The sequence below is a fragment of the Undibacterium sp. Ji22W genome (assembly GCF_049340305.1).
Taxonomy (GTDB): domain Bacteria; phylum Pseudomonadota; class Gammaproteobacteria; order Burkholderiales; family Burkholderiaceae_D; genus Undibacterium.
Genome location: NZ_JBMPOU010000001.1, coordinates 83,377 through 104,831 on the forward strand (window position 1 = coordinate 83,377; position 21,455 = coordinate 104,831).

Here is a 21,455-nt window from a genome sequence, read left to right on the forward strand (position 1 = left end):
GACGCCTGAACTGGCCGCATTGGCGGCCTATTCAGGGTTTACTTGATACTTGTCAAAGCGAATTGCGGGTATGTGGGCTTGGGGGGAGGAAAGCGATTGAGAGCCCCCAAGATATTGACTAAACCATACTTATGATTTTAATGCTTTCAGATGGTCTTCTACTTCCGATTTGATCTTCTTGGACAACTCAGGTTTAAAACTTAAGGCTTTTTCATACGCAGCAATTGCCTTGACTTTGTCACCTAGTGTTTGCCACGCCTTACCTATTCGGTAAAGTGCATTGGCACTGGCGTCAATCACCACGGATTTTTCTAAGAAAGGCAGTGCATCTTTTGCTTTGCCTTGCTCCTGTAATGCCTTGCCTAAGCCATAAAAGCCTAAGGAAGAGTCAGGGAAACGATTACATAATTCGCGGAAGATTTTTTCTGCCTCTGTCATCTTCTTATCGTTGATCAATGCGTGACCAATACTCGACAACACATTGCGTTGGTGCTTGGCCAGCGCTTCTGAATTGGAGGTGTTGACCGCTAGTGCTACGGATGTTGCTCGTTCAATATTTTCTTCATGCAAGTCGAGAGAGGCTTGTAGCAAGGCGCCGGCGGCTGGACTGTATTTGATGGTCTCTACGATAAAGTCTTTCGCTTTACCCGTGCCGCCACCGACGAAGCTGGGTGCTTGTAAATAGAACTGCATCAAAGAGCTGCGCGCGCTGAAGTTGGAGGGATCAAGCTCGATGGCCTTTTTGAAGGAATCGCGAATTTTGCCTACATAGCTGATTGCTGACATTACCCCGCCGCGCATCGCTTTGGTACCGAGCGTATTGCCCAATGCTTCTTGGCATTCCGAATTTTTAGGATTGGCGGCGATACATTGCTCGGCGAGTTTCACGGCTTCATCGAGACGGCTTTCTTTGCCTTCGATCAGAATCAGTTCAGTGCGCGCGACTAAAGCATCGGGATTATTGGGTTCTGTGCTGAGTTTGCTGCTGATCGATTTTTCAACTTCGGCATACTTTTTTGCCTTTATTAAAGCTTCATATTCGTGAGCCTGGCTCATTTGCAGAGAGCTCACGCTCAAGAGTAGAAATACAGCAGAGAGTTGGTATTTTGTGTGCATAGTTCAATCCCATCTAAAGCGACATAAGGCAATATTTAAGTGCAAAAACTTGGTCCAAATCGTGAAGCGAGGTGCAGTGTCAATTTTGTATTAACGTTTGTCAATCAAAATGCGATGACACAGAATTTAACAATGATGAACTGCCGAAAAAACGGCATGAGCGGTTACCAGGCAGTGTGCCGAAATTTGGATGGCGGGGTAGTAATTTTGAAAGTGTTGAGTTGTCACTTAGTTGATTCGTAGTTGCTGCTCCTATTTTGCTGCTGTGGATGCAGTCCTTGTATTCGGCGAGTTAGTTACTGTTTCTAGCTGGTTTTGCCACAGTCTTGTCGTATTTCTAGGGTAAAGTAGAGGCTGGTCTATTTTTGAAAGTCCGGCGTTGGATAATATTTTGTATATCGTTGCAGCATTGTTTCTGGTGTTGCTCAATGGTTTTTTTGTGGCGGCAGAATTTGGCTTGGTCAAACTGAGGGCAACCCGGGTGCGCAGTTTGGCCAAAGTGGGCGGATTTCGTGGCCGCTTATTGGTTGCGGTACATCAAAATCTCGACGCTTATTTGTCTGCTTGTCAACTCGGGATTACCCTTGCATCTCTCGGTTTAGGCTGGGTCGGCGAACCCGCTTTCGCGCGCATTTTAGAGCCTCTGCTCACAATGGTCGGCATAGATTCTGCCGAATGGATACACCGCATATCCTTATTCTTTGCGTTTTTTGTCATCTCTTTCTTGCATATCGTGGTTGGTGAATTGGCACCCAAGTCCATGGCAATTCGCACACCTGAGCGCGTGTCTTTATGGACTGCACCTGCTCTATATGTATTCTATTGGACGATGTTTCCGGCAATTTGGGTGCTAAATAATAGTTCTAACACCATATTGTCCTGGCTGGGCTTGGATGCCAGCCATGGCAGCGATGCCCATTACTCACCCGAAGAATTAAAGATGATTTTGCGGGGCAGTCACGCTAGCAAAAAACTCACTCCAGATGAATGGAGCATCATGGCGCAGATGCTCGATTTCGGAGATCTCGAAATTTCCGATCTGATGCGCCCGATCAATGAAGTGGTGGCGATGTATAAAGATGCCAGCTTAGAAGAGAATATGGCGACTGCAGCCCGCAATCGTTTTAGTCGTTATCCGTATATCGATAGTGATGGTGAAACCGTACTGGGGATGTTGCATTTGAAGGACTTGTTTCTTGCACAGCAGAGTGGCAAGGCACTCGATGATTTAAGCAAGCACTTGCGTCATGTTGAGTATGTGCCGCCAAACACACCCGCTTTGGAACTATTTCGCCGTTTCCGTAAAGGTGCGCCGCACTTCGCTATGGTTGGTTATCGCGATAGTAAGCCAGTAGGATTCTTAACTTTGGATAATCTATTGAGTGCCTTAGTCGGACAAATTCGGGATGAATTCCGTCAAAATGATAACGACTGGACTTTGCTAGATGATGGCACCTTGATTGGTAAAGGTAGCTTGCCTTTATTTACCTTGGGGATCGCCTTGGGAATAGATCTCGATAGCGAAGAAGTTGAATCTATCGGTGGGTTGATTATGCATGTACTCGGCGACTTGCCAGAAGAAGGGCAAAAGATCGAGTTCCCACAATTTGACGTGGTGGTAAAGAAAATGAATGGACCGCGTATTGTGTTGGTGCGCGTACATCCTAAGTCTGAAGAGCCGAGTGATATGCGAGATTAAAGTCTGATTTTGATTGCATGGCAAGATACTTCTTCCTTCGTGCAAAATTAACATGGATGCTGATTAAGGCATCCATTTTTTTTACTTGATTTTTATGTATTATTTTCGCCGAATAACACTGTTGTTTTACATATTTATCTAGACAGTTTTCTTATTTTCGATCAAGGTAGTAGAAGTTTGACGTGCTATAAACAGGATAGTTGTTTGCTTAAATAATGAACCGGACCAGGTCCGGCCTGTCGACGTTCAGATACGTTGGCTCTGCTTCGTCGTACCCATTTTGGCGATAAATACTGATGATCGCAATGCATAGTTTGACAAAATTCACCCGAAATTTTTGGCTGACTTTGGCCATGATTATGGCGTTTTCGGTCGCATTCACAATCTATGTGTGGGCAGAAAAAAATGTGGATATTGCGAATGAACAACGGTTCGCTGCGCATGCTTTAGGGAATGAAATGCGTCAGTCCTCTGACGACTTATCCCGTATGGCTCGCGCTTATGCGACTTCGGGTTCCCCCATTTATCGGCGGTACTATGATGAAATTTTGGCGATTCGTGATGGTCTAGCTGAACGCCCACTAAATTACCATGAGATCTATTGGGATCTGGTGTTATCAGACAATCAGAGACCGCGCCCTTCCAGTGGCAAGAAAATTTCATTTCAAGACCTGATTCGCCAGGCAAAGATCAGCGAAGCCGAATATCAAAAATTAAGCTTAGCGTTAGAAAATTCTAATCGCCTCAGCGTGTTTGAGCGACAGGCGATGGATCAGGTAGAGGCGCTGCGAAACGGTAGTAGTACGTCGACAATTGATCCGATAGCGATTCTGACTAGCGAAGATTATCGGGCGACGAAGGCCAGTATTATGTGGCCAATCTCGGAATACCATCAGATGATGGAGACGCGTAAGATTGCGGCTGTGAAACGCACCCAGCAGGTCGCGTACCAATTGCGAATATTGGTCATGGTGATATGCGTTTTGATGGTGATTTTGTTGTGGCGTGCCTATCAAAGTTTTCAATGGACTTTGGGTGCACCGGTTGGACAACTCCGAGCGCATCTCGACAAAATGGGGCGTGCAGATTTTTCTGAACCCATCAATGTCCCTCAGGAAGCAGAAAGAAGTGTGCTTGGCCTGATCTCGGTCGCACATGACGCATTGGCGAATATTGAAGAACGACGCCAACAAACTGAACTACGCAATCAAAGACTGACCCAGTTTTACAATGTGTTAAGTCAATGTAATCAAGCGATTGTACGCAGTCATTCTGAATATGAATTATTACAGCAAATCTGCAACGATATGGTGCAGTACGCAGGTATCAGGATGGCATGGGTAGGTCTACTCGACACCGAACAGAAAACGATACTACCTCTCGCTGCTTATGGTACGGGAGTCGAAGTATTGGAGCACCGGAGTTTTGATCTGGCAGCACCCGTCGCCCCAACAGTCCATATTCAATCTGGACACAGCCTCTATTTGCAGAGTTTCAGTGATACCGTACAGCAGGCCCGGGCGAGTTGGGTGCAAGACTGGATGACCGAGCTGTCAGATCCAGAATGGCGAGCGCTGGGACAACAATATGGCTGGGCTGCCTCGGCCGCGATTCCCTTATTTAAAAATGGCACGGTATACGGCGTCATCAATTTGTATGCCGGCAATAGCTATGCATTTGATGAGGAAATCCAAACGCTGTTGGTTGAAATGGCGATGGATTTAAGTTTTGCCCTCAACCGCTACGAGTTAGAGGTCAGCCGTAAACGTTCACGTCAAATGGAAGTTCTGCGTAGTTTTATGCTGGAGCAAATTAACAGCGAAAAATCGCTAGAAAATTTGTTTCATGATGTCGTAAAACATCTGGAGACCGTCATGCCAGGTAGTATTTGCTCGATTGTTTTATTAGATCGAGATGGTGTGCATTTGCGGACCGGTGCGATGCCGGATTTTCCCGATTTTTTTGTACAGGGAATTGATGGGGTGGCGATTGGTGATGGTGTAGGCTCTTGCGGACACGCGATATTTACCGGGGAGCGCACGATCGTTGAGGACATTAATACGCATCCATATTGGCTTAATTTTAGAGAACTTGCACAAAGCGCGAATTTGGCCGCCTGTTGGTCGGAACCAATCCGTTCGGCAAATAAGCAAATTTTTGGTGCGTTTGCGATTTACCATTCCGTTCCGACTAAGCCGGAAGCATGGCATCTAAATTTACTAGAAATGGCCGCGCATTTCTTAGCGATTGCCATTGCTAAAGAAAGAACCGAAAGCAAGTTGCGGAAGTTGTCGCAGGCAGTAGAGCAAAGCCCCAATATTATTATCATTACCGACACGCAAGCACGTATTGAATATGTGAATCAGGCTTTTGTTGACAAGACTGGATTAAGTTTGGAGCACGTCATTGGACAGCGTCCAAATATTCTACAGTCGGGTAAGACACCTTTGTTCACTTATGAAGAAATGTGGGAACACTTGCGTAAGGGCGAAAGCTGGCAAGGCGAGCTGACTAATTGTTATAAGGATGGTAAAGAAACCATCGAGCTGGCACATATTTCTCCTGTCCGGGATGGGAGCGGTGTTGTGACGCATTTTCTGTCGCTGCAGGAAGATATCACCGATAAAAAGCGGACTGAAGAACGTATTCAATATTTAGCACATTACGATGTACTCACGGGTTTGCCAAATCGCGCGTTGTTGGAAGAACGTGCGCAATTCGTTCTCAGTTCCGCAAAGCGAAAAAATTCGCCTGTCAGTCTGATCTTTTTCGATTTGGATCACTTTAAAAATATTAATGATTCATTAGGGCACAGCACTGGTGATGCGCTATTAGTTGAGCTTTCGCGCCGATTGCGTGATGTGTTGCGGGAAGACGATATCATTTCGCGACTTGGTGGCGATGAGTTTATCTTGCTATTGTCTGGGGTCGATGAGCTTGGCGCTGAGCGTGTTGCAGAGAAACTTCTTCATACCGTAAACCAAAGTTACCTGATCGGGCAATATGATTTAAATGTGTCTGCTTCTATTGGCATCGCAGTCTATCCAGAGGATGGTGATAATCTTGAGACTTTGTTGCGTAATGCAGATACCGCGATGTATCGCGCTAAGCAGGATGGACGAAATAGTTTCCGGTTCTTTACCCAAGAAATGCAGGCACGATCCGGTCGGCATCTAGAATTGGTGAATGCCTTACGTTATGCCCTAGAACGACAACAACTACAAGTGGTGTATCAACCGCAAATGGACCTGCAAAGTGGTCGAGTGATTGGTGCTGAAGCCTTATTACGCTGGCATCATCCCGAGATGGGAGCGATTTCTCCTGCAGAGTTTATTCCCGTCGCTGAAGAGACGGGAATGATTATGCCTATTGGTGAATGGGTATTGCGAACTGCGACGATGCAAACGCAGCATTGGCATAGCCTGGGCTGGAATGCATTAAGTATTGCGGTGAACTTGTCGGCGATTCAGTTTCGGCATACGGATTTGCCAGGGACCGTGTCGCGGATTTTGAGTGAATCAGGATTGCCAGCGAATTGCTTGGAGCTAGAATTAACTGAGGGGGTGGCCATGATCGACCCTACTAGTGCAATAGCGATCATGAACGATCTTCATCAACGTGGTGTGCGCATGGCAATCGATGATTTTGGAACTGGATATTCTTCTCTGAGTTATTTGAAAAAATTTAAAGTTTCGAAGCTCAAAATTGATCAATCTTTTATTCGCGATATCGGTAGTGATCCTGAGGACAAAGCAATCATCCGTGCGGTTATTAGTATGGCGAAAACCTTAGGCCTGCAAACTATCGCTGAAGGCGTGGAAACGGAGGAGCAATTAAACTTTTTGAATGAACAAGGCTGTGATGAAGTGCAGGGATATTTCTTTGCGCGCCCATTGGCGGCGGATCAGTTTGAACAATTTATGCATGCGCATTTGAATGCTAGGAAGTAAGTCTGAGCTAAAACTCAAGCCAGACCCAAGGTATTAATCACCGAAGCAAATGCCAATATCACGCCCAGTTTGCAGAGTGTCGCCATCGAGTGGTACACCTTTCATACGTCCTGCAACTTCATCTAGGTTCACATAGTTCACATTCGGAAACGCCAGCGCCACCATGATTCCAGAATAGCCTTCTTCTAAAGCGCGAACTGCTGCAGCGCCAAAGCGCATCGCAGACAATCGATCAAATGAAGTTGGACTGCCACCGCGTAAAAGGTGACCAAGTACGACTGCGCGTGCTTCTTTACCCGTGATGGCCTCGAGTCGATGTGCGAGTTGTTCACCAATGCCGCCCAAGCGTTCGACACCACCCAATTGCGCTTGTTCTTCCAAATAGCGCTGACCATCTTTTTCCTGCGCGCCCTCCGCGACTACGACAATACTGTAGTGCCGACCAGCGCGAGTGCGTGCTTGAATTTTTTGAGCAACTTTCTCCAAGTCGAAAGGAATCTCTGGAATCAAAATGGCGTGCGCGGTACTTGCCATGCCAGCATGCAATGCAATCCAGCCGGCGTAACGACCCATCACTTCGACCACCATAATCCGCCGATGACTTTCGGCTGTGCTGTGCAGTCGATCTATGCAATCAGTCGCGAATGCGACGGCAGTATCAAAGCCGAAAGTGGTATAAGTCTTATCCAGATCATTGTCGATGGTTTTTGGCACGCCGATTACTCGCAGACCTTGTGCGTAGCCTTGTTGATGTAGCGCGTGAGCAATCGTGAGCGTACCGTCACCACCTATACAAATCAAAGCATCGATCTGCATCGCCCGCAGATGACGGATGATGTCACCAGTGCGATCTACCTCGGATTGACTACCGTCCGGGTTAGTGACTACGAAACGCATAGGGTTGCCGTGGTTGGTGGTTCCCAATATGGTGCCGCCGAGATGATTGATTCCGCGAACCTGATCTTTCCCAATCGAGAAAATACCATCAACTGGAAAACGATCCGGTCGCAATATTCCATTAAAACCTTCTCGAATACCAAAGCATTCCCAGCCGCGTTGTAGTGCGGATAGAACAACCGCGCGAATGACGGCATTTAATCCAGGTGCATCGCCACCACCGGTGCTGATGGCGATCCGATGGATAGGCTGCGAAGGCGTGCTTTGATAAAGTGGTGAAGTCATGATGGGCAAAGTCGGAATGTGGTTTAGTCTTTGCTACAAGTTGACAAACCAAATGGTAAGTAAGCTGGGCAGAAACGGAACGTGCCAGTCAGTACAGGGACGATGCCTATATATCCCCACATACCAATATAACCAGTCACCGCAGCGGCGATCAGTGCCACACCAACGACGATACGAATAATGCGATCGGTACTGCCTACGTTGATTTTCATTTTTACTCTCCAGTTTTGTGAATGTCGCTTACTTAGTGCTACCAAAATTTTCCATACGACGTCTGATGTCGCGGTGAAAAGAAGACGAAATAAATTCAAAAAGGTGACAAAAAACGCAGCGAGGTTTAAATGTCGAATGCCCCGCCAATACAAATTAAAGGCCGTTCAAGGGAATTTTAAGATAACTGATACCATTCCCTTCTGGCGGCGGTGGGTTTCCTGCCCGGATATTAATTTGAACCGCAGGCAAAATTAATAAAGGCATCTCTAAAGTCGCATCGCGTTTGCTACGCATGGCGACAAACTCGTCGGCACTGATGCCTTCATGTACATGGATATTTTTTTGTCTTTGCTCGGCGACCGTTGTTTCAAAACTGACTGTACGCCCATTTGGCGGATAGTCGTGGCACATGAAGAGGCGGGTCGTTGCTGGATATGCGAGTAGTTTTTGAATAGAGTCATACAACATACGGGCATCCCCACCGGGAAAGTCACAGCGTGCCGTGCCAACGTCAGGCATGAACATAGTATCGCCGACAAAGATGGCATCAGCGATCTGATAAGCCATATCGGCAGGTGTATGACCTGGCACGAATAAAGCTTTTGCCTGCAATTTCCCGATAGTGAAAATTTCATCTGCGGCAAACAGATGATTGAACTGCGAACCATCGACCGCGAACTCGGCTTCGAAGTGAAATAATTTTTTGAAGACAATTTGCACTTGGTCTATATGGGCGCCTATGGCGATTTTTCCACCTGCTTGGCTTTGTAGATAATGCGCTGCTGAAAAATGATCGGCGTGCGCATGCGTTTCTAAAATCCAGTCCAGTTGCAATTGTTTTTCTTGCAGATCTTGCAGTACCTGATCTGCAGAATGGGTCTTGGTGCGACCGGATTTGTGATCATAATCGAGCACCGGATCGATGACCGCGGCATGCCCGCCGATTTCGTCATAGATGAGATAAGTGATGGTGCAAGTGCTAGGATCAAAAAAGCTTTGTATCTGAGGTTTCATGCGTCTTCGGTGTCAACAAAATAGCGATGCTCAATCATAGCAAACCAGAACTCGAACGCAAGCAGATTTCTCTGATCTGCTGACGAAACCACAATCGTTCCGCTTTAATTTGATTTAGCACATAATGTGGCACCTTGATTTTCTTTGTCGTGCTAATTACACGGATACGATGGCATGAGTTTATTGGCGATATTAGTAGTAGTCATGATTGGGATTATGGTTGGCTTGATCATGGGCTTAACCGGCGCTGGCGGCGGCATGCTGGCGGTTCCTGCATTGGTGTATAGCCAGGGTTGGAGTATGCAGGAGGCGATGCCGGTGGCTTTGCTGGCGGTCAGCCTAGGCGCGCTCATCGGTGCAATCGATGGTTTACGCCGACATCAGGTACGTTACAAAGCTGCACTATTGATGGCATTGGCAGGCGCACCCATGACATCGCTCGGTGTTTTTGTTGCCAGCCGACTCTCGCAACAATTTTTGATGCTGGCATTTGCCACGGTGTTGGTGATTGTCGTCGTGCGATTGGTCGTACAAGCACGGGCTGGTGCCAGTGCTGCAGTCAGGACAGACGCGATGGCGATGGTCAATCAACATACCGGTAAATTCGACTGGAGTTGGGCAACGGCTGCGATTATTGGATTGATTGGTGCCTGTGCTGGATTTGCCACGGGTTTATTGGGGGTCGGCGGTGGTTTTATCATCGTACCCTTGTTGCGCCACTTTACCAATCTAAGCATGCAAAGCGCCGCCGCCACGTCCCTGATGGTGATCACCTTGGTCGGCGCAGTTGCGGTCACGTCGGCAGTCTCACATGGCATACAGTTACCCATCGTGTTTTCGGCCATGTTTGCGGCTGCATCTGTGACGGGTGTTGTCGGTGGCCGAAAAATTGCGAATCGTTTAGATTCGACGACAGTGCAATTAATTTTTGCAGCTTTGCTCTGTGGTGTGGCGATCAGTTTCTTGCTGAAGGCAATTTCCTGATTTGTTGCTTGTTAATGTAAAGTTGCGTTTTTCATTTGCGAAGTTAATTAATTATTTATGCAATTAAAAACACTACTAACACGCCATAAACAAACTCTGGCGCTTTTGATAGGCAACGGGATTAACCGCTATAACAGCCGCGCTAGCAATAATTCCTGGGATGCTTTGCTGGGCCAATTAGCGCAACAGCATTTACCTGAATTCGGCAAGCAATTGCCGTCTGGGATGTCACTGACCGAATTTTACGATGTGCTGGATCTAGGATTGCGTGGGCAAAGTACGTCAAAAAAAACGCCAGGTTTGCAGCAACAATTTTGTGATTTGATGGCAGATTGGCGTGCGATGCCGCAGCACACCTATGTGATGGCATGGGCTCAAAAACATGCAAGCCCGGTACTGACGACTAACTTTGAACAATGTTTAAGTGATGGCATAGGTGGCAAGGCATTTTTGGGCAAGGGAACCAGCTTTACCGATTTTTATCCTTGGGAAGCCTATTTTTCGACCGAGGAATTAAGCGATCCTTGCGCGGGTTTTGGTATTTGGCATATTAATGGCATGCAGAAATATCACCGCAGCATACGTCTCGGCTTGACCCACTATATGGGGTCAGTAGAACGGGCGCGGGTGCGTTTGCATAAAGGTAGTCGGCGTTTGTCAGCTGGTGGCAATATACATGACTGGGAGGGCGCGGCGACTTGGTTGCAGATTTTATTTCATCGTCCCTTGCTGATAATTGGTCTTGGCCTAGCAGAGAATGAAGTCTTTTTACGTTGGCTGTTGATAGAGCGGGCGAAGTATTACAAAGATTTCCCCACGCGCTTTCAACCTGCTTGGTTTGTGCACACGGCAAATGAACAAGATATCGGTAAATTGTATTTTTTAAAGGCGGTGGGGGTGGAAGCTTTTGTTGTTCCTGATTATGATGCCATTTACGGTGAAAACACTTGGACTTGATTTGTACAACGCGTGAATAAGCTGTCCGCAAACTGACTTTGTTCTAAAGGCAAAATGAGTGCCCCAATACGCTTCTAAACTCTCAGAGAGTGATCATCTATGCTAAAACGTGGGATGAACAAGTGTGGCAAACTTTGGCGTCAGTATGTGCAGGCGGTTTGGCAATGCCTGGCGGTTTTCTGTCTATTTTTAATCAGCCATGTTTGTCACGCGACAGTACAGCCGATTGACTATTGGTGCGGTGCATTGCCTGAAGCGGCCGTGGTTTCGACTCAGGCGGCTTCATCCGATCCATCGCCCGTCAGTTTGCCATTGAACACTTGGCAAACTGCGGTGGATGGCCGTATGCGTCTAGACCCACAACATGCCCATTGCTGGATTCGCCTGCAACGAGTCCCGCGCGCGCCTGAGCAATTAGTGATCTCGAATGGCTGGGCTAATGTGGATTTGTTTGATGCGCAGTTTCACTTGATCGCCAAAGGCGAGCGCATCCTTGAACATCCGCTTAACCTTAATCTACACAACGAGGCGAGTCAGGTATCGCGGCATTTTGCTGTAGGCGTATTGAGTCTGAACCAAATGATTTTCGCCATCGATCCGGCATGGCGCTTACCTTTGTATATCAGAATTGCCACGCGCTCTGGCGGCTTGATTATTCCGGATGGTGTGCAGGTCGAGTCTGTCGAAGTTGCTCAATTGACGGAGCAAAACCGTCGGCAAAGCAATATCAGCTTGGCGGTGGCGGTCGCAGTATTGCTCACCGCTTTTTTTTGTCTGGCATTTGGTATTGCGCTTAAAGATAGCGCGTATGCCTGGATGTCGGGCTATCTTTTTTTGAGCGTGGTGATCCGAGTATTCAATCCCTTCGAGCCTTTGATTTTTTCACTGACGCCGCAGTTTGACTTAGCACGTTTAGTCTCCCGGCTGATGTATCCGATTATTAATGCAGTGTGGATGTTGGCGTATGCCCGTATCGCCGACTTTGCGCATTTCGCACCGCGCCTAAACCACTTAGCCAAATGGACTGCAATTCTATTTTTGCTAGAAATTCCGCTGTGGTTAATTGATGCACCCGTAGGTCAGAGCATCAATTTTTCTCTCATATTATTTCTGACTTATCCGGTGTTGTTTGGTGGATGCTGGATTGCTTGGCGCGGTGGCAATCGTTCCGCCGGCATACTCCTGTTAAGCAACTGCATGCTGTTCATTTTCTGGGCGCCATATCAACTATTTGGCCTGTGGCCGCTCCCACTATTTTCTCAATTCATCGTCAGCGAATCGTTGAGTAGTTTATTCGGTGTGACGTCGGATTTACTCTTACCCTTGTTGTTTTGTATCGCGTTGGCACTCAGAACCCTGGAATTGAAACAAGCTGCGGTGCGCCTGATGTCCTACGATGCTTTGACTGGTTTGCCGAATCGCGAAATGATACGTCGCCTTGGTGAATCCATGCTCAAGCATGGTCAAGGTCTGGCGGTATTGGTTTTGAACATAGACCGGTTTCGGGCAATTAACGCCACGCTCGGACCACAAATTGGCGATCAATTATTGATGGTTGCTGGCAATCGCCTAAGTGTGCTATCCGGTGCAATCACCGGGGCACAAGTCGGGCGCCTACATGCGGATCAATTTTGCTTGTTGTGGCCAGATATCAATTCAATAGCGCAATTGAAGCACAGAATAGAAAATGATTTTGCGCAACCGATTGATGAGCATGGGCAATTGGTCGACCTTAGTTTGTCTGTTGGTATCGCCAGTACGGAAGAAGCGCAGACAGAGGCCAAAATCGATATGGCGCAGCTATTGCGCCGTGCCGAACTAGCCTTGGAAAGCGGGCGCCAGCAACATCAACAATGGATGCTCTATCACCCCGATTTTGAACGTGTCAGACGGGCTGATCTTGGTTTGTTGTCAGAGCTAAACCGCGCGGTGGAACAGGGTGAATTACGAATGTATCTACAGCCGAAATTTAATTTTTCCAGTGGAGGTGTCGATAGCGCAGAAGCACTTGTGCGATGGCAGCATCCGCAGCGTGGATTGGTTGCGCCGATAGAGTTTGTACCATTCGCCGAACAAACCGGGCGCATCGTCTTGATCACGCAATGGATATTTGCCAGTGCAATGCGTCTGAGTGCGGAATTGCGTGCCCAGGGATTAGCATTGCAAATTTCGGTGAATGTCTCTGCGGTCGACCTGAATAAACCTTGCTTTGTGGCTGACTTACAAAATTTATGTGCAGAGTCGGGCGCGCAAGCGCGCGATATACGAATAGAAGTCACTGAAAGCGCAGCGATGCACGACCCTAACGCCGCGCTGCAAATTATGCATGCCTTGCGCGATGCTGGGTTTAGTTTGTCGATTGATGATTTTGGTACCGGCTATTCGTCTTTGGCATATCTGCAAAAAATGCCGGTTGCCGAGTTGAAGATAGACCGCTCATTTGTCCGTGATGTGGTGGCCGGCAGTGATGCCGCTGTGTTACTGGAATCGACCATCATGATGGCGCATCGTTTAGGATTATCGGTGGTTGCAGAAGGCGCAGAAACCGCGCTTGAGTGGAATTTGCTAAAAGATTTGCATTGCGATTATGTACAGGGTTACTACCTGGCGAAACCTATGCCAGTCGAGGAATTCTTGCGCTGGCGGGCGGCACCAATTTTGCTAACTTAATTTGGGCGCAGAATCATGCTGGACAAATCAGGTTATCAATTGCGATTCATATCATGAAGAATCTGGGGGGAATCATGAAAGTTTTTCTATCGACGATGAAGTTGGGCTATCAACTTGGTTATCAAACGATTCTGCTGAGTCTGGGTATTTTGTTGAGCGTAGTATCTAATGTCTCAGTGGCATCTGAGGCAAATGCGGCTCAATTAAATCAGTTGAAGCAGCAAGTGATCGAAGCAGAAACCGCTTTTGCAAAGAGTATGGCGCAACGTGATCATGCAAGTTTCGTCAGTTTTTTGGCTGAGGACGCGATATTTTTTTCGGGAAGCAAGGTCTTACGTGGCAAGCAAGAAGTGGCAGATGCTTGGCACAGGTTTTACATCGCAGAGCAAGCACCGTTTTCCTGGGAAGTGGGTGAAGTTGAAGTCTTGGAAAGTGGTAATCTGGCGATCAGTGTTGGTCCTGTGCGTGACCTGAATGGCAAACTCATCGCTAACTTTAGTTCGATCTGGCGCTTAGAACCATCCGGGGTTTGGCGCATCGTGTTCGATCGCGGTACGGATGTTTGTCATTGTAAAAAAGAATAGCTGGGGATAGTTGAACCCTTAAGCGCGCAAAGGCAACGGCGAATGCAAATTGTAAGTTTCTGATTCAGAGCAGGAAAATAAAGTACCTTCTTCACGTTGCTTGCCATGCAAATAAATTCTTAATTATGAAAAATCTTAAAATTGTCTTCATCCTGGCTTTGCTGCAAGTACCAAGCGTTGGTTTCTGCCAAAATCAGGAAAGCTGGTTGGGTAAACTATTTAATTCAAAAGCTAATAGTGTAGATCGTGTTGCGACAAAAATTGCAGAATTGCCGGAAGAATTTGATATTCCTGTAAGTAGTCTGGATTTTAGCCCAGATGAAAAATATCTCGCTGTTAGATCTTCAAATCGAAAAATCAATATTTGGGATTGGCAAAAAAAGCGTGTTGCCCAGAAGCTTGAAATCGTAAAGGGTGCGAATGATGGCCTTACAACGGAGAAGTTGAAGTACAGCCCAGATGGAAAATGGTTGGTCGCTTGTCACGATAAGGGAGATGGAGGTGTTGTTGCGAGAGTTTGGCAAACAGATACTTGGGCAATCGCCCATGACATTATTGATCCTAATCCTGGAACCGGATGTAATGCTGTTGCTTTTACACCAGATGGTAAGTCGTTAATTCGTATTTTAGAAAGAATAACGGACTTAGATTTGGATACATTCGTTGTTTATTCTACAGAAACCTGGTTGCCTGTCTGGGGAATGCCTACGAGTATTTATCGCACTCATACTCTTGATACAAGCCCTGATGGACGTTTTGCCGCGATGGGTGGTGAAGTTAGAAATATACGTTCTTGGCCATATAAAACTCCTGTACCACAATTTGGAAATCCACCTATACCAGACACTCGATTGATCGCTATCGTAGATTTGGAAAGTAAAAAGATTGTCCGTACTTTTCAAAGCAATGCGGTCATGAATCGATGGAGTAAGTTGCGTTGGAGCCCTGACGGAAAAATTATTGTGAATGCAGGCAATGCGGGACTACAAGTATTCGATGCACAATCTGGTCAGGTGTTAGTGAATATTGATCCAAGTATCGATGGCGTTAATGCGTCGTTGCAGTTCAGCCCGAATGGCAAATACTTGATCGAAGGAGTCGGTAGAAGCAGACGAAACGGATGGGGCAAGATTTGGGATGGGCAACATAGCAAATTATTGCAAGAAATCTCCGACAATGTAACGAGCATTGCAATTTCTAAAGACAGCAAGTATTTAGCGACCGGCAGTAATCAAAAAACGATTATTTGGAAACTGCAATAATTAAAATTGGCCAAGGGCGATAGAAGTCAATAATCTTGAATTAGCGTAGAGTTATTTCTTCTTCGGCGTTAAAGATCCAAGCAAAGAAGCTTGTGCTTCAAGTTGACGTGCCACGTTGCCGCACACCAGATCACAAAGCGCATAGATAGATTCATCTGCGATGCGATAATACACTGCGGTGCCGCGTCCTTCACGTATCACCATGCCATGTTTTGCTAGTGTAGAGAGGTGGCGCGAGATATTCGCTTGAGAACAATCACACACCGTGGCTAAGTCACCTACATTCATTTCTCCCTCACGTAAATTGTTCAGGATTTTCAAACGTGTTGGCTCAGAAAGTGCAGAAAAATACTGTGCAACATGATCTAGCGCAAGTTCAGATAAACCTTCCATTTTTGAGCATGTCCTTGTGGTTGAAAGCATGATGATACCCTCTATAATTATTTTTTGTCTATTTGCGCAAAAATTTTACTTACTATTTGCGTATTTACGCAAATAAGTATATTATGCATTTTATCGAAAATCAATTTATTCCATGTATTGTTTTTTTATCCTTGGTTTTTTGAGGATACATTCTCTGGAGTCTCTACCATGCATCTGTTTTTATCCCCAATTTTGAACAATCATTTGAGCGACTATTTGATGAAGCCTGCTGTTGTCGCCTTTATGTTGTTCGCACAACATAGTGCTTTGGCTCAAGTGCCAACAGCGCCTTCGACCAACACTGCGGCTACTGCTGCTCATTCAGTGTTGAAGTTTGCCCCGGTTCGTGCAGCAAGTGCGGATGCTTATTTGAGCGCTGATGGCGTGGTAGAAGCCGTCAGAAATACGGTGATTTCTGCGCAAATTTCAGGCGCTATCGTCCAATTGCCAGTTAAGGCAGGCGATGTTGTGAAAGCAGGTCAATTGCTGGTTCGTATGGACGCGCGCGCTGCGCAGCAAGAATTTACCGCGAGTAAAGCACAGGTCGATGCTGCCAAAGCCAATCTGGCTGTGGCAGAAAAAGACTATGAGCGTCAGAAATTATTGTTCGAAAAAAATTACATCAGCCAAGCACAGCTCGACCGTGCGTTAGCCCAATTTAAATCTGCTAGTGCACAAGCGAATGCACAGATTGCGCAGGCTGGCGCTGTCCAAACGCAATCTGGCTTCTATACGATTAACGCACCGTATACAGGTATCGTTTCTGACATGCCATCTGCAGTCGGTGAGATGGTGATGCCGGGTAAGCCTATCATGACGGTGTATGATCCTAAGGATTTACGCGTCATCGTCACAGTGCCGCAAGCACGCATTGCCAGTTTGAAAGCCGGGCAGAATGTGATGATTGAATTTCCCTCTTTATCCGCCACGCAGCGCTTCGTTAAACCGCGTGCTATGACGATATTGCCTTTGTCGGATGCTTCTACCCACACCGTACAAGTGCGCTTTGATTTACCTGCGGACGTGCAATCGGTTAATCCCGGTTTATTTGCGCGCGTCAATCTGGCCTTTGGTGTTGGCGCTGATGCCGATGCAGTCACCAGCAAAAGTCCTCTAGTAAATCGTTTGTACGTGCCAGCAACGGCAGTATTTCGGCGTGCCGAACTGTACGCGGTGTATGTCATTAACACCCAAGGCAAGCCTGTGCTACGACAAGTAAAACCCGGTCCAACGCTCGCGCATGAACAAGAAATTTTAAGTGGTGTCTCGGCGGGTGAAAAAGTGGCGATTGATCCTTTAGCAGCTGCACAGGCTAGCAAAATCAACGTACAGAAATAAGGAGTCCACATGTCTAATTCTCATAAGACGATGGGTATATCTGGGCGCATTGCGGCCTTTTTTCAATCGGCGCAAATCACGCCTTTGCTGGCGATCGTGGCTTTCTTACTTGGCTTGTTTGCGGTGTTGGTCACACCGCGAGAAGAAGAGCCGCAGATCAATGTAACGATGGCGAATGTGCTGATTCCATTTCCAGGTGCATCGGTGAAAGACGTGGAGCAAATGGTCAGCATTCCGGCAGAGCAGGTACTGAGCCAAATCGCGAATGTCGAGCATGTGATGTCAGTTTCGCGCCCAGGGCTGGCGATTGTTACCGTACAGTTTCAAGTCGGTGTGCCGCGCACCGAAGCGTTGGTTCGTTTGTACAACACGATCCACAGCAATCGCGACTGGTTGCCTGCCAATCTCGGCACGTTAGAACCTCTCGTCAAACCGAAAGGCATCGATGATGTCCCTATCGTTTCCTTAACGCTGTGGAGTAAAAATCCCGATACCGGTTCCGCTGCTTTGGAGACAGTCGCACACAGCATAGAAGCGGATCTCAAACGCGTCGCTGGTACCCGCGAAGTGGTCAGTATCGGTGGGCCAGGCCGTGCGATTAATATCGAACTCGATCCAACCAAGTTAGCCGCAAACGGATTGACCGTGATGGATCTGCAAGGCGCCTTGCGTGCTGCCAATCTGGGTTTGCCTAGTGGCGAAATGAATTCAGGTAATCAGGCCGTCGCGATTGAAGCTGGGCCATTTTTACGTGACGCACAAAGTGTCGGCGAATTAGTCGTCGCAGTGAAAAACAAGCGTCCGGTGTTCTTGCAAGATGTCGCTAAGATAGAAGACGGTGCATTGCCAGCCAGTCGTTATGTCTGGCACGGTACTGTGGGTAAGGATGCGGCTGAATATCCCGCTATGACCATCGCGGTCACTAAAAAGCCTGGGCAAAATGCGGTTGACGTGGCGAATGCAGTGAGTCAACGCGTTGATGTATTGAAGAATGCCGTGATTCCGGCCGATGTGGAAGTTTCAGTCAGCCGTAACTATGGTCAGACTGCTGATGACAAAGCTAAAAAACTGATACAAAAACTCTTGTTCGCGACCTTATCGGTAGTCGCCTTAGTTTTTATCGCGTTGGGTCGTCGTGAAGCTGCCATCGTTGGTAGTGCGGTGATTTTGACCTTAACCGTGACTCTGTTTGCGTCGTGGGCATGGGGCTTTACGCTCAATCGGGTGTCTTTGTTTGCGCTGATTTTCTCCATCGGTATTTTGGTCGATGACGCGATTGTGGTGGTCGAAAACATCCACCGGCATCAAGCCCTTTTCCCGCATAAAACTTTGGTGGAAATTATTCCTGGTGCGGTGGATGAGGTCGGCAGTCCAACCATTTTGGCCACATTGACGGTGATCGCGGCATTATTGCCTATGGCTTTTGTCAGCGGTTTGATGGGACCTTACATGAGTCCAATTCCTATCAATGCCAGTATGGGGATGCTGTTGTCCCTGGTGATTGCTTTTATCGTGACGCCATGGTTAGCGCGCATCTGGATGAAAGAAGGGCATCACGCTGGGGATGGTCTGGCGGCTAAATTAGCACCGATATTTCAAAAGATATTTAAACCATTTTTGGATACGCAATCCGGCAGCAAGAATCGCAAGAAGCTCGGCCTCGGTATCGCCGCGTTGATCGCACTGTCAGTAGCACTTCCCGTCATCGGTTTGGTGCAATTGAAGATGCTGCCATTTGATAATAAGTCTGAATTCCAGGTGATCGTCGATATGCCAGCTGGCACGCCAGTAGAAAAGACCGCAGCAGTGTTGCGCGAATTGGGCAGCTATTTGCAGACGGTACCAGAGGTTAGTGATTATCAGGCGTATGCAGGGACGGCTGCACCGATTAATTTTAATGGTTTAGTGCGTCAGTATTATTTGCGTGCGGGCGGCGAGGTTGGTGATATTCAAGTTAATCTGGTCGATAAGCACCATCGTTCAGATAAGAGTCATGTCATCGCAACCCGTGTACGTCCGCAATTGCAAGCGCTGGCGAAAAAGATCGATCCTGAAGCCAATGTGAAGGTTGTTGAAGTGCCACCTGGCCCACCAGTGCTCGCGCCTATCGTGGCAGAAATTTATGGTCCAAGTGATGTCGAACGTCGTCAAGCTGCGAAGTTGGTACGTGCGGTATTTGAAAAGTCAGAGGGAATCGTCGATGTGGATGACAGCAGTATCTTGCACGCACCGCGTAAGATCTTGATTATCGACCGTAAGAAAGCCGCGCAACTCGGTATTACGCAGTCCAGCATCGTCACCACTTTGCGTGCAGGACTGGCTGGCGATGCAGCGGCATTTTTACATGACGAAAGTAAGTATCCGGTTGCAGCCAATTTGCAATTGCCGGTGAGTGAGCAAGGCAGTCTCGATACCCTATTGTCCTTGGGCGTCAAAAACGCACAAGGCGGTATTGTACCTATCCGCGAACTCGTGACTGTTACCGATACTTTGCGTGAACAACCTTTGTATCACAAAGATGGTTTGCCCGTAAATTTAGTGGTCGCCGACATGGCGGGCAAGATTGATAGTCCTTTATATGGCATGTTTAGTATGCGTAGTGAAATCGCGAAATTGACGATGCCAGATGGTGGCAAGCTGGAAGAATTTTTCATCAGCGCACCACAAGATCCTTATCGCGGTTTTAGTTTGAAATGGGATGGCGAATGGCAAGTGACGTATGAAACTTTCCGTGATATGGGCGCGGCTTATGCCGTTGGTCTGGTGTTGATTTATCTCTTGGTGGTGGCGCAGTTTGGCTCGTATCTAACGCCATTAATCATCATGGCACCGATTCCTTTGACCATCATCGGCGTGATGCCCGGCCATGCACTATTGGGTGCACAGTACACCGCGACCAGCATGATAGGCATGATTGCTTTGGCGGGCATCATCGTCAGAAATTCGATATTGTTAGTCGATTTCATCCACGTGCAAATTGCCACTGGAATGGCGTTTAAAGAAGCGGTCGTGAACTCTGCTATTACCCGTGCCCAGCCCATTGCGCTAACAGGTTTGGCGGCGATGATGGGGGCCTTCTTTATTCTCGATGACCCTATCTTTAACGGACTGGCGATTTCTTTGATCTTTGGTATTTTTGTGTCGACCTTGTTGACCCTAGTGGTAATTCCGTTGCTGTACTACATGGCATACCAAAAGAAGTATGAAGTGGCAGGGTAAGAAGATGACCGTATCGACTTTATTGTGGATTTTGTTTTAATTTTTAGGAGAAATAGCATGACTTCATGGCAAATGGTTCGCGTAGTAGCTGGTGCATTTATTTTATTAAGTTTGGCGCTTGGAATTCCTGGCAGTCCGCTTTTTGTGAACCAATGGTTCTTGGCATTTACGGCGTTCGTTGGTATCAATATTCTGCAGAGCGGAATTACCAAATGGTGTTTGATGGAAACGATCATGCGTAAGTTGGGATTTAAGGCTGGCAATTAAGGCTGACAATTAAGGCTGACAATTAAGGCTGACAATTAAGGCTGACAATTAGCCTAACAATTAAGTCGTGACTTGCGTTTAAGTTTACATCGTCTCAGTTTGACAGTTTTAAGAATTGAAAAGGAGCTAAACCATGCATTTAGTTTGTCCGAAATGTAGCGCCACCAATCGTATTCCTGATGAAAGATGGCGTGATCAACCGGTCTGTGGAAAATGTGGACAGGCACTAATGGCGGCTGAACCGGTGGCACTTAGCGATCAGGCTCTCCCTAAATTTTTGACGCAGACTGAGTTGCCGGTATTGGTAGATTTTTGGGCGGCATGGTGTGGTCCATGTCATGCGATGGCACCGCAATTTGCACAGGCGGCGCAGATGGCACCGGAAATTCGCTTTGTCAAAGTTGATAGTGATGCCGCACCCCTGGCAAGCCAGCAATTTGGTATTCGCAGTATTCCCACTTTGTTACTGGTAAAAAATGGCAAAGAGATTGCAAGGCAATCGGGTGTTATGCCAGCAGCTCAAATTCTGGCATGGGCAAGACAATATCTGTAGTTGGTTTTTGACGTGGTCTCGGTT

The 21,455-nt window shown here is 47.3% G+C and carries 16 protein-coding genes; 11 read left to right on the plus strand and 5 right to left on the minus strand.

Features of this window, described 5'->3' with window-relative positions:
* Positions 1-129 precede the first annotated feature (129 nt).
* Entirely contained in the window at positions 130-1,116 is a 987-nt protein-coding gene (locus ACO0KW_RS00335) for a tetratricopeptide repeat protein (RefSeq protein ID WP_423049526.1), read from the minus strand.
* Between the two features lie 379 nt (positions 1,117-1,495).
* On the opposite strand from ACO0KW_RS00335, the gene ACO0KW_RS00340 reads away from it, so the two are divergent.
* Positions 1,496-2,815, plus strand: a complete 1,320-nt coding sequence (locus tag ACO0KW_RS00340; RefSeq protein ID WP_423049528.1) for a hemolysin family protein — start codon at positions 1,496-1,498, stop codon at positions 2,813-2,815.
* Between the two features lie 305 nt (positions 2,816-3,120).
* The gene (locus ACO0KW_RS00345; protein WP_423049530.1) at positions 3,121-6,765 is read left to right on the plus strand and encodes a sensor domain-containing phosphodiesterase; all 3,645 of its coding nucleotides are present in this window, start codon (positions 3,121-3,123) and stop codon (positions 6,763-6,765) included.
* A gap of 33 nt (positions 6,766-6,798) precedes the next feature.
* Here the strand turns inward: ACO0KW_RS00345 and ACO0KW_RS00350 are convergent, their stop codons facing one another.
* The 3 genes from ACO0KW_RS00350 to ACO0KW_RS00360 all read right to left on the minus strand — a co-directional run bounded on the left by ACO0KW_RS00350 (position 6,799) and on the right by ACO0KW_RS00360 (position 9,174).
* On the minus strand, positions 6,799-7,947 hold the full coding sequence (locus ACO0KW_RS00350) for a 6-phosphofructokinase (protein WP_423049532.1): 1,149 nt from the start codon (positions 7,945-7,947) through the stop codon (positions 6,799-6,801).
* A gap of 23 nt (positions 7,948-7,970) precedes the next feature.
* Positions 7,971-8,159, minus strand: coding sequence for a YgaP family membrane protein (locus ACO0KW_RS00355; protein WP_423049534.1), 189 nt, complete (start codon positions 8,157-8,159; stop codon positions 7,971-7,973).
* Between the two features lie 154 nt (positions 8,160-8,313).
* On the minus strand, positions 8,314-9,174 hold the full coding sequence (locus tag ACO0KW_RS00360; protein ID WP_423049536.1) for an MBL fold metallo-hydrolase: 861 nt from the start codon (positions 9,172-9,174) through the stop codon (positions 8,314-8,316).
* A 174-nt stretch (positions 9,175-9,348) separates the two neighbouring features.
* On the opposite strand from ACO0KW_RS00360, the gene ACO0KW_RS00365 reads away from it, so the two are divergent.
* From ACO0KW_RS00365 to ACO0KW_RS00385, 5 genes are all read left to right on the plus strand, one after another.
* Positions 9,349-10,158, plus strand: coding sequence for a sulfite exporter TauE/SafE family protein (locus ACO0KW_RS00365; RefSeq protein ID WP_423049538.1), 810 nt, complete (start codon positions 9,349-9,351; stop codon positions 10,156-10,158).
* 57 nt (positions 10,159-10,215) lie between these two features.
* Complete coding sequence (locus ACO0KW_RS00370) at positions 10,216-11,115, plus strand: hypothetical protein (protein WP_423049540.1); 900 nt, start codon at positions 10,216-10,218, stop codon at positions 11,113-11,115.
* A gap of 99 nt (positions 11,116-11,214) precedes the next feature.
* Positions 11,215-13,785: a putative bifunctional diguanylate cyclase/phosphodiesterase gene (locus tag ACO0KW_RS00375; RefSeq protein ID WP_423049542.1), complete on the plus strand. Its 2,571-nt coding sequence runs from the start codon at positions 11,215-11,217 to the stop codon at positions 13,783-13,785.
* A 74-nt stretch (positions 13,786-13,859) separates the two neighbouring features.
* Positions 13,860-14,369 carry a YybH family protein gene (locus ACO0KW_RS00380; protein ID WP_423049544.1) on the plus strand — a complete coding sequence of 170 codons (510 nt, stop codon included), beginning with the start codon at positions 13,860-13,862 and terminating at the stop codon, positions 14,367-14,369.
* Positions 14,370-14,494: 125 nt separating this feature from the next.
* Positions 14,495-15,631, plus strand: coding sequence for a hypothetical protein (locus tag ACO0KW_RS00385; RefSeq protein ID WP_423049546.1), 1,137 nt, complete (start codon positions 14,495-14,497; stop codon positions 15,629-15,631).
* Positions 15,632-15,682: 51 nt separating this feature from the next.
* On the opposite strand, the gene ACO0KW_RS00390 is transcribed toward ACO0KW_RS00385, so the two are convergent.
* Positions 15,683-16,024, minus strand: a complete 342-nt coding sequence (locus tag ACO0KW_RS00390; protein ID WP_423049548.1) for an ArsR/SmtB family transcription factor — start codon at positions 16,022-16,024, stop codon at positions 15,683-15,685.
* Between the two features lie 198 nt (positions 16,025-16,222).
* Here ACO0KW_RS00390 and ACO0KW_RS00395 point away from each other — a divergent pair, with 198 nt between their 5' ends.
* From ACO0KW_RS00395 to trxC, 4 genes are all read left to right on the plus strand, one after another.
* Entirely contained in the window at positions 16,223-17,392 is a 1,170-nt protein-coding gene (locus ACO0KW_RS00395; RefSeq protein WP_423049550.1) for an efflux RND transporter periplasmic adaptor subunit, read from the plus strand.
* Positions 17,393-17,401: 9 nt separating this feature from the next.
* Positions 17,402-20,611 carry an efflux RND transporter permease subunit gene (locus ACO0KW_RS00400; RefSeq protein ID WP_423049552.1) on the plus strand — a complete coding sequence of 1,070 codons (3,210 nt, stop codon included), beginning with the start codon at positions 17,402-17,404 and terminating at the stop codon, positions 20,609-20,611.
* 57 nt (positions 20,612-20,668) lie between these two features.
* Entirely contained in the window at positions 20,669-20,878 is a 210-nt protein-coding gene (locus ACO0KW_RS00405; protein ID WP_423049554.1) for a YgaP family membrane protein, read from the plus strand.
* A gap of 133 nt (positions 20,879-21,011) precedes the next feature.
* Positions 21,012-21,431: a thioredoxin TrxC gene (gene trxC, locus ACO0KW_RS00410; RefSeq protein WP_423049556.1), complete on the plus strand. Its 420-nt coding sequence runs from the start codon at positions 21,012-21,014 to the stop codon at positions 21,429-21,431.
* Positions 21,432-21,455 lie beyond the last annotated feature (24 nt).

Excerpts from the sequence above, each read along its gene's own strand:
- ACO0KW_RS00400 (WP_423049552.1), top strand. The coding sequence starts at position 17,402 with ATGTCTAATTCTCATAAGACGATGGGTATATCTGGGCGCATTGCGGCC.
- ACO0KW_RS00405 (WP_423049554.1), top strand. The coding sequence starts at position 20,669 with ATGACTTCATGGCAAATGGTTCGCGTAGTAGCTGGTGCATTTATTTTA.
- ACO0KW_RS00390 (WP_423049548.1), bottom strand. The coding sequence starts at position 16,024 with ATGGAAGGTTTATCTGAACTTGCGCTAGATCATGTTGCACAGTATTTT.
- ACO0KW_RS00380 (WP_423049544.1), top strand. The coding sequence starts at position 13,860 with ATGAAAGTTTTTCTATCGACGATGAAGTTGGGCTATCAACTTGGTTAT.
- ACO0KW_RS00360 (WP_423049536.1), bottom strand. The coding sequence starts at position 9,174 with ATGAAACCTCAGATACAAAGCTTTTTTGATCCTAGCACTTGCACCATC.
- ACO0KW_RS00335 (WP_423049526.1), bottom strand. The coding sequence starts at position 1,116 with ATGCACACAAAATACCAACTCTCTGCTGTATTTCTACTCTTGAGCGTG.
- ACO0KW_RS00385 (WP_423049546.1), top strand. The coding sequence starts at position 14,495 with ATGAAAAATCTTAAAATTGTCTTCATCCTGGCTTTGCTGCAAGTACCA.
- trxC (WP_423049556.1), top strand. The coding sequence starts at position 21,012 with ATGCATTTAGTTTGTCCGAAATGTAGCGCCACCAATCGTATTCCTGAT.
- ACO0KW_RS00395 (WP_423049550.1), top strand. The coding sequence starts at position 16,223 with ATGCATCTGTTTTTATCCCCAATTTTGAACAATCATTTGAGCGACTAT.
- ACO0KW_RS00355 (WP_423049534.1), bottom strand. The coding sequence starts at position 8,159 with ATGAAAATCAACGTAGGCAGTACCGATCGCATTATTCGTATCGTCGTT.
- ACO0KW_RS00345 (WP_423049530.1), top strand. The coding sequence starts at position 3,121 with ATGCATAGTTTGACAAAATTCACCCGAAATTTTTGGCTGACTTTGGCC.
- ACO0KW_RS00375 (WP_423049542.1), top strand. The coding sequence starts at position 11,215 with ATGCTAAAACGTGGGATGAACAAGTGTGGCAAACTTTGGCGTCAGTAT.
- ACO0KW_RS00370 (WP_423049540.1), top strand. The coding sequence starts at position 10,216 with ATGCAATTAAAAACACTACTAACACGCCATAAACAAACTCTGGCGCTT.
- ACO0KW_RS00365 (WP_423049538.1), top strand. The coding sequence starts at position 9,349 with ATGAGTTTATTGGCGATATTAGTAGTAGTCATGATTGGGATTATGGTT.
- ACO0KW_RS00350 (WP_423049532.1), bottom strand. The coding sequence starts at position 7,947 with ATGACTTCACCACTTTATCAAAGCACGCCTTCGCAGCCTATCCATCGG.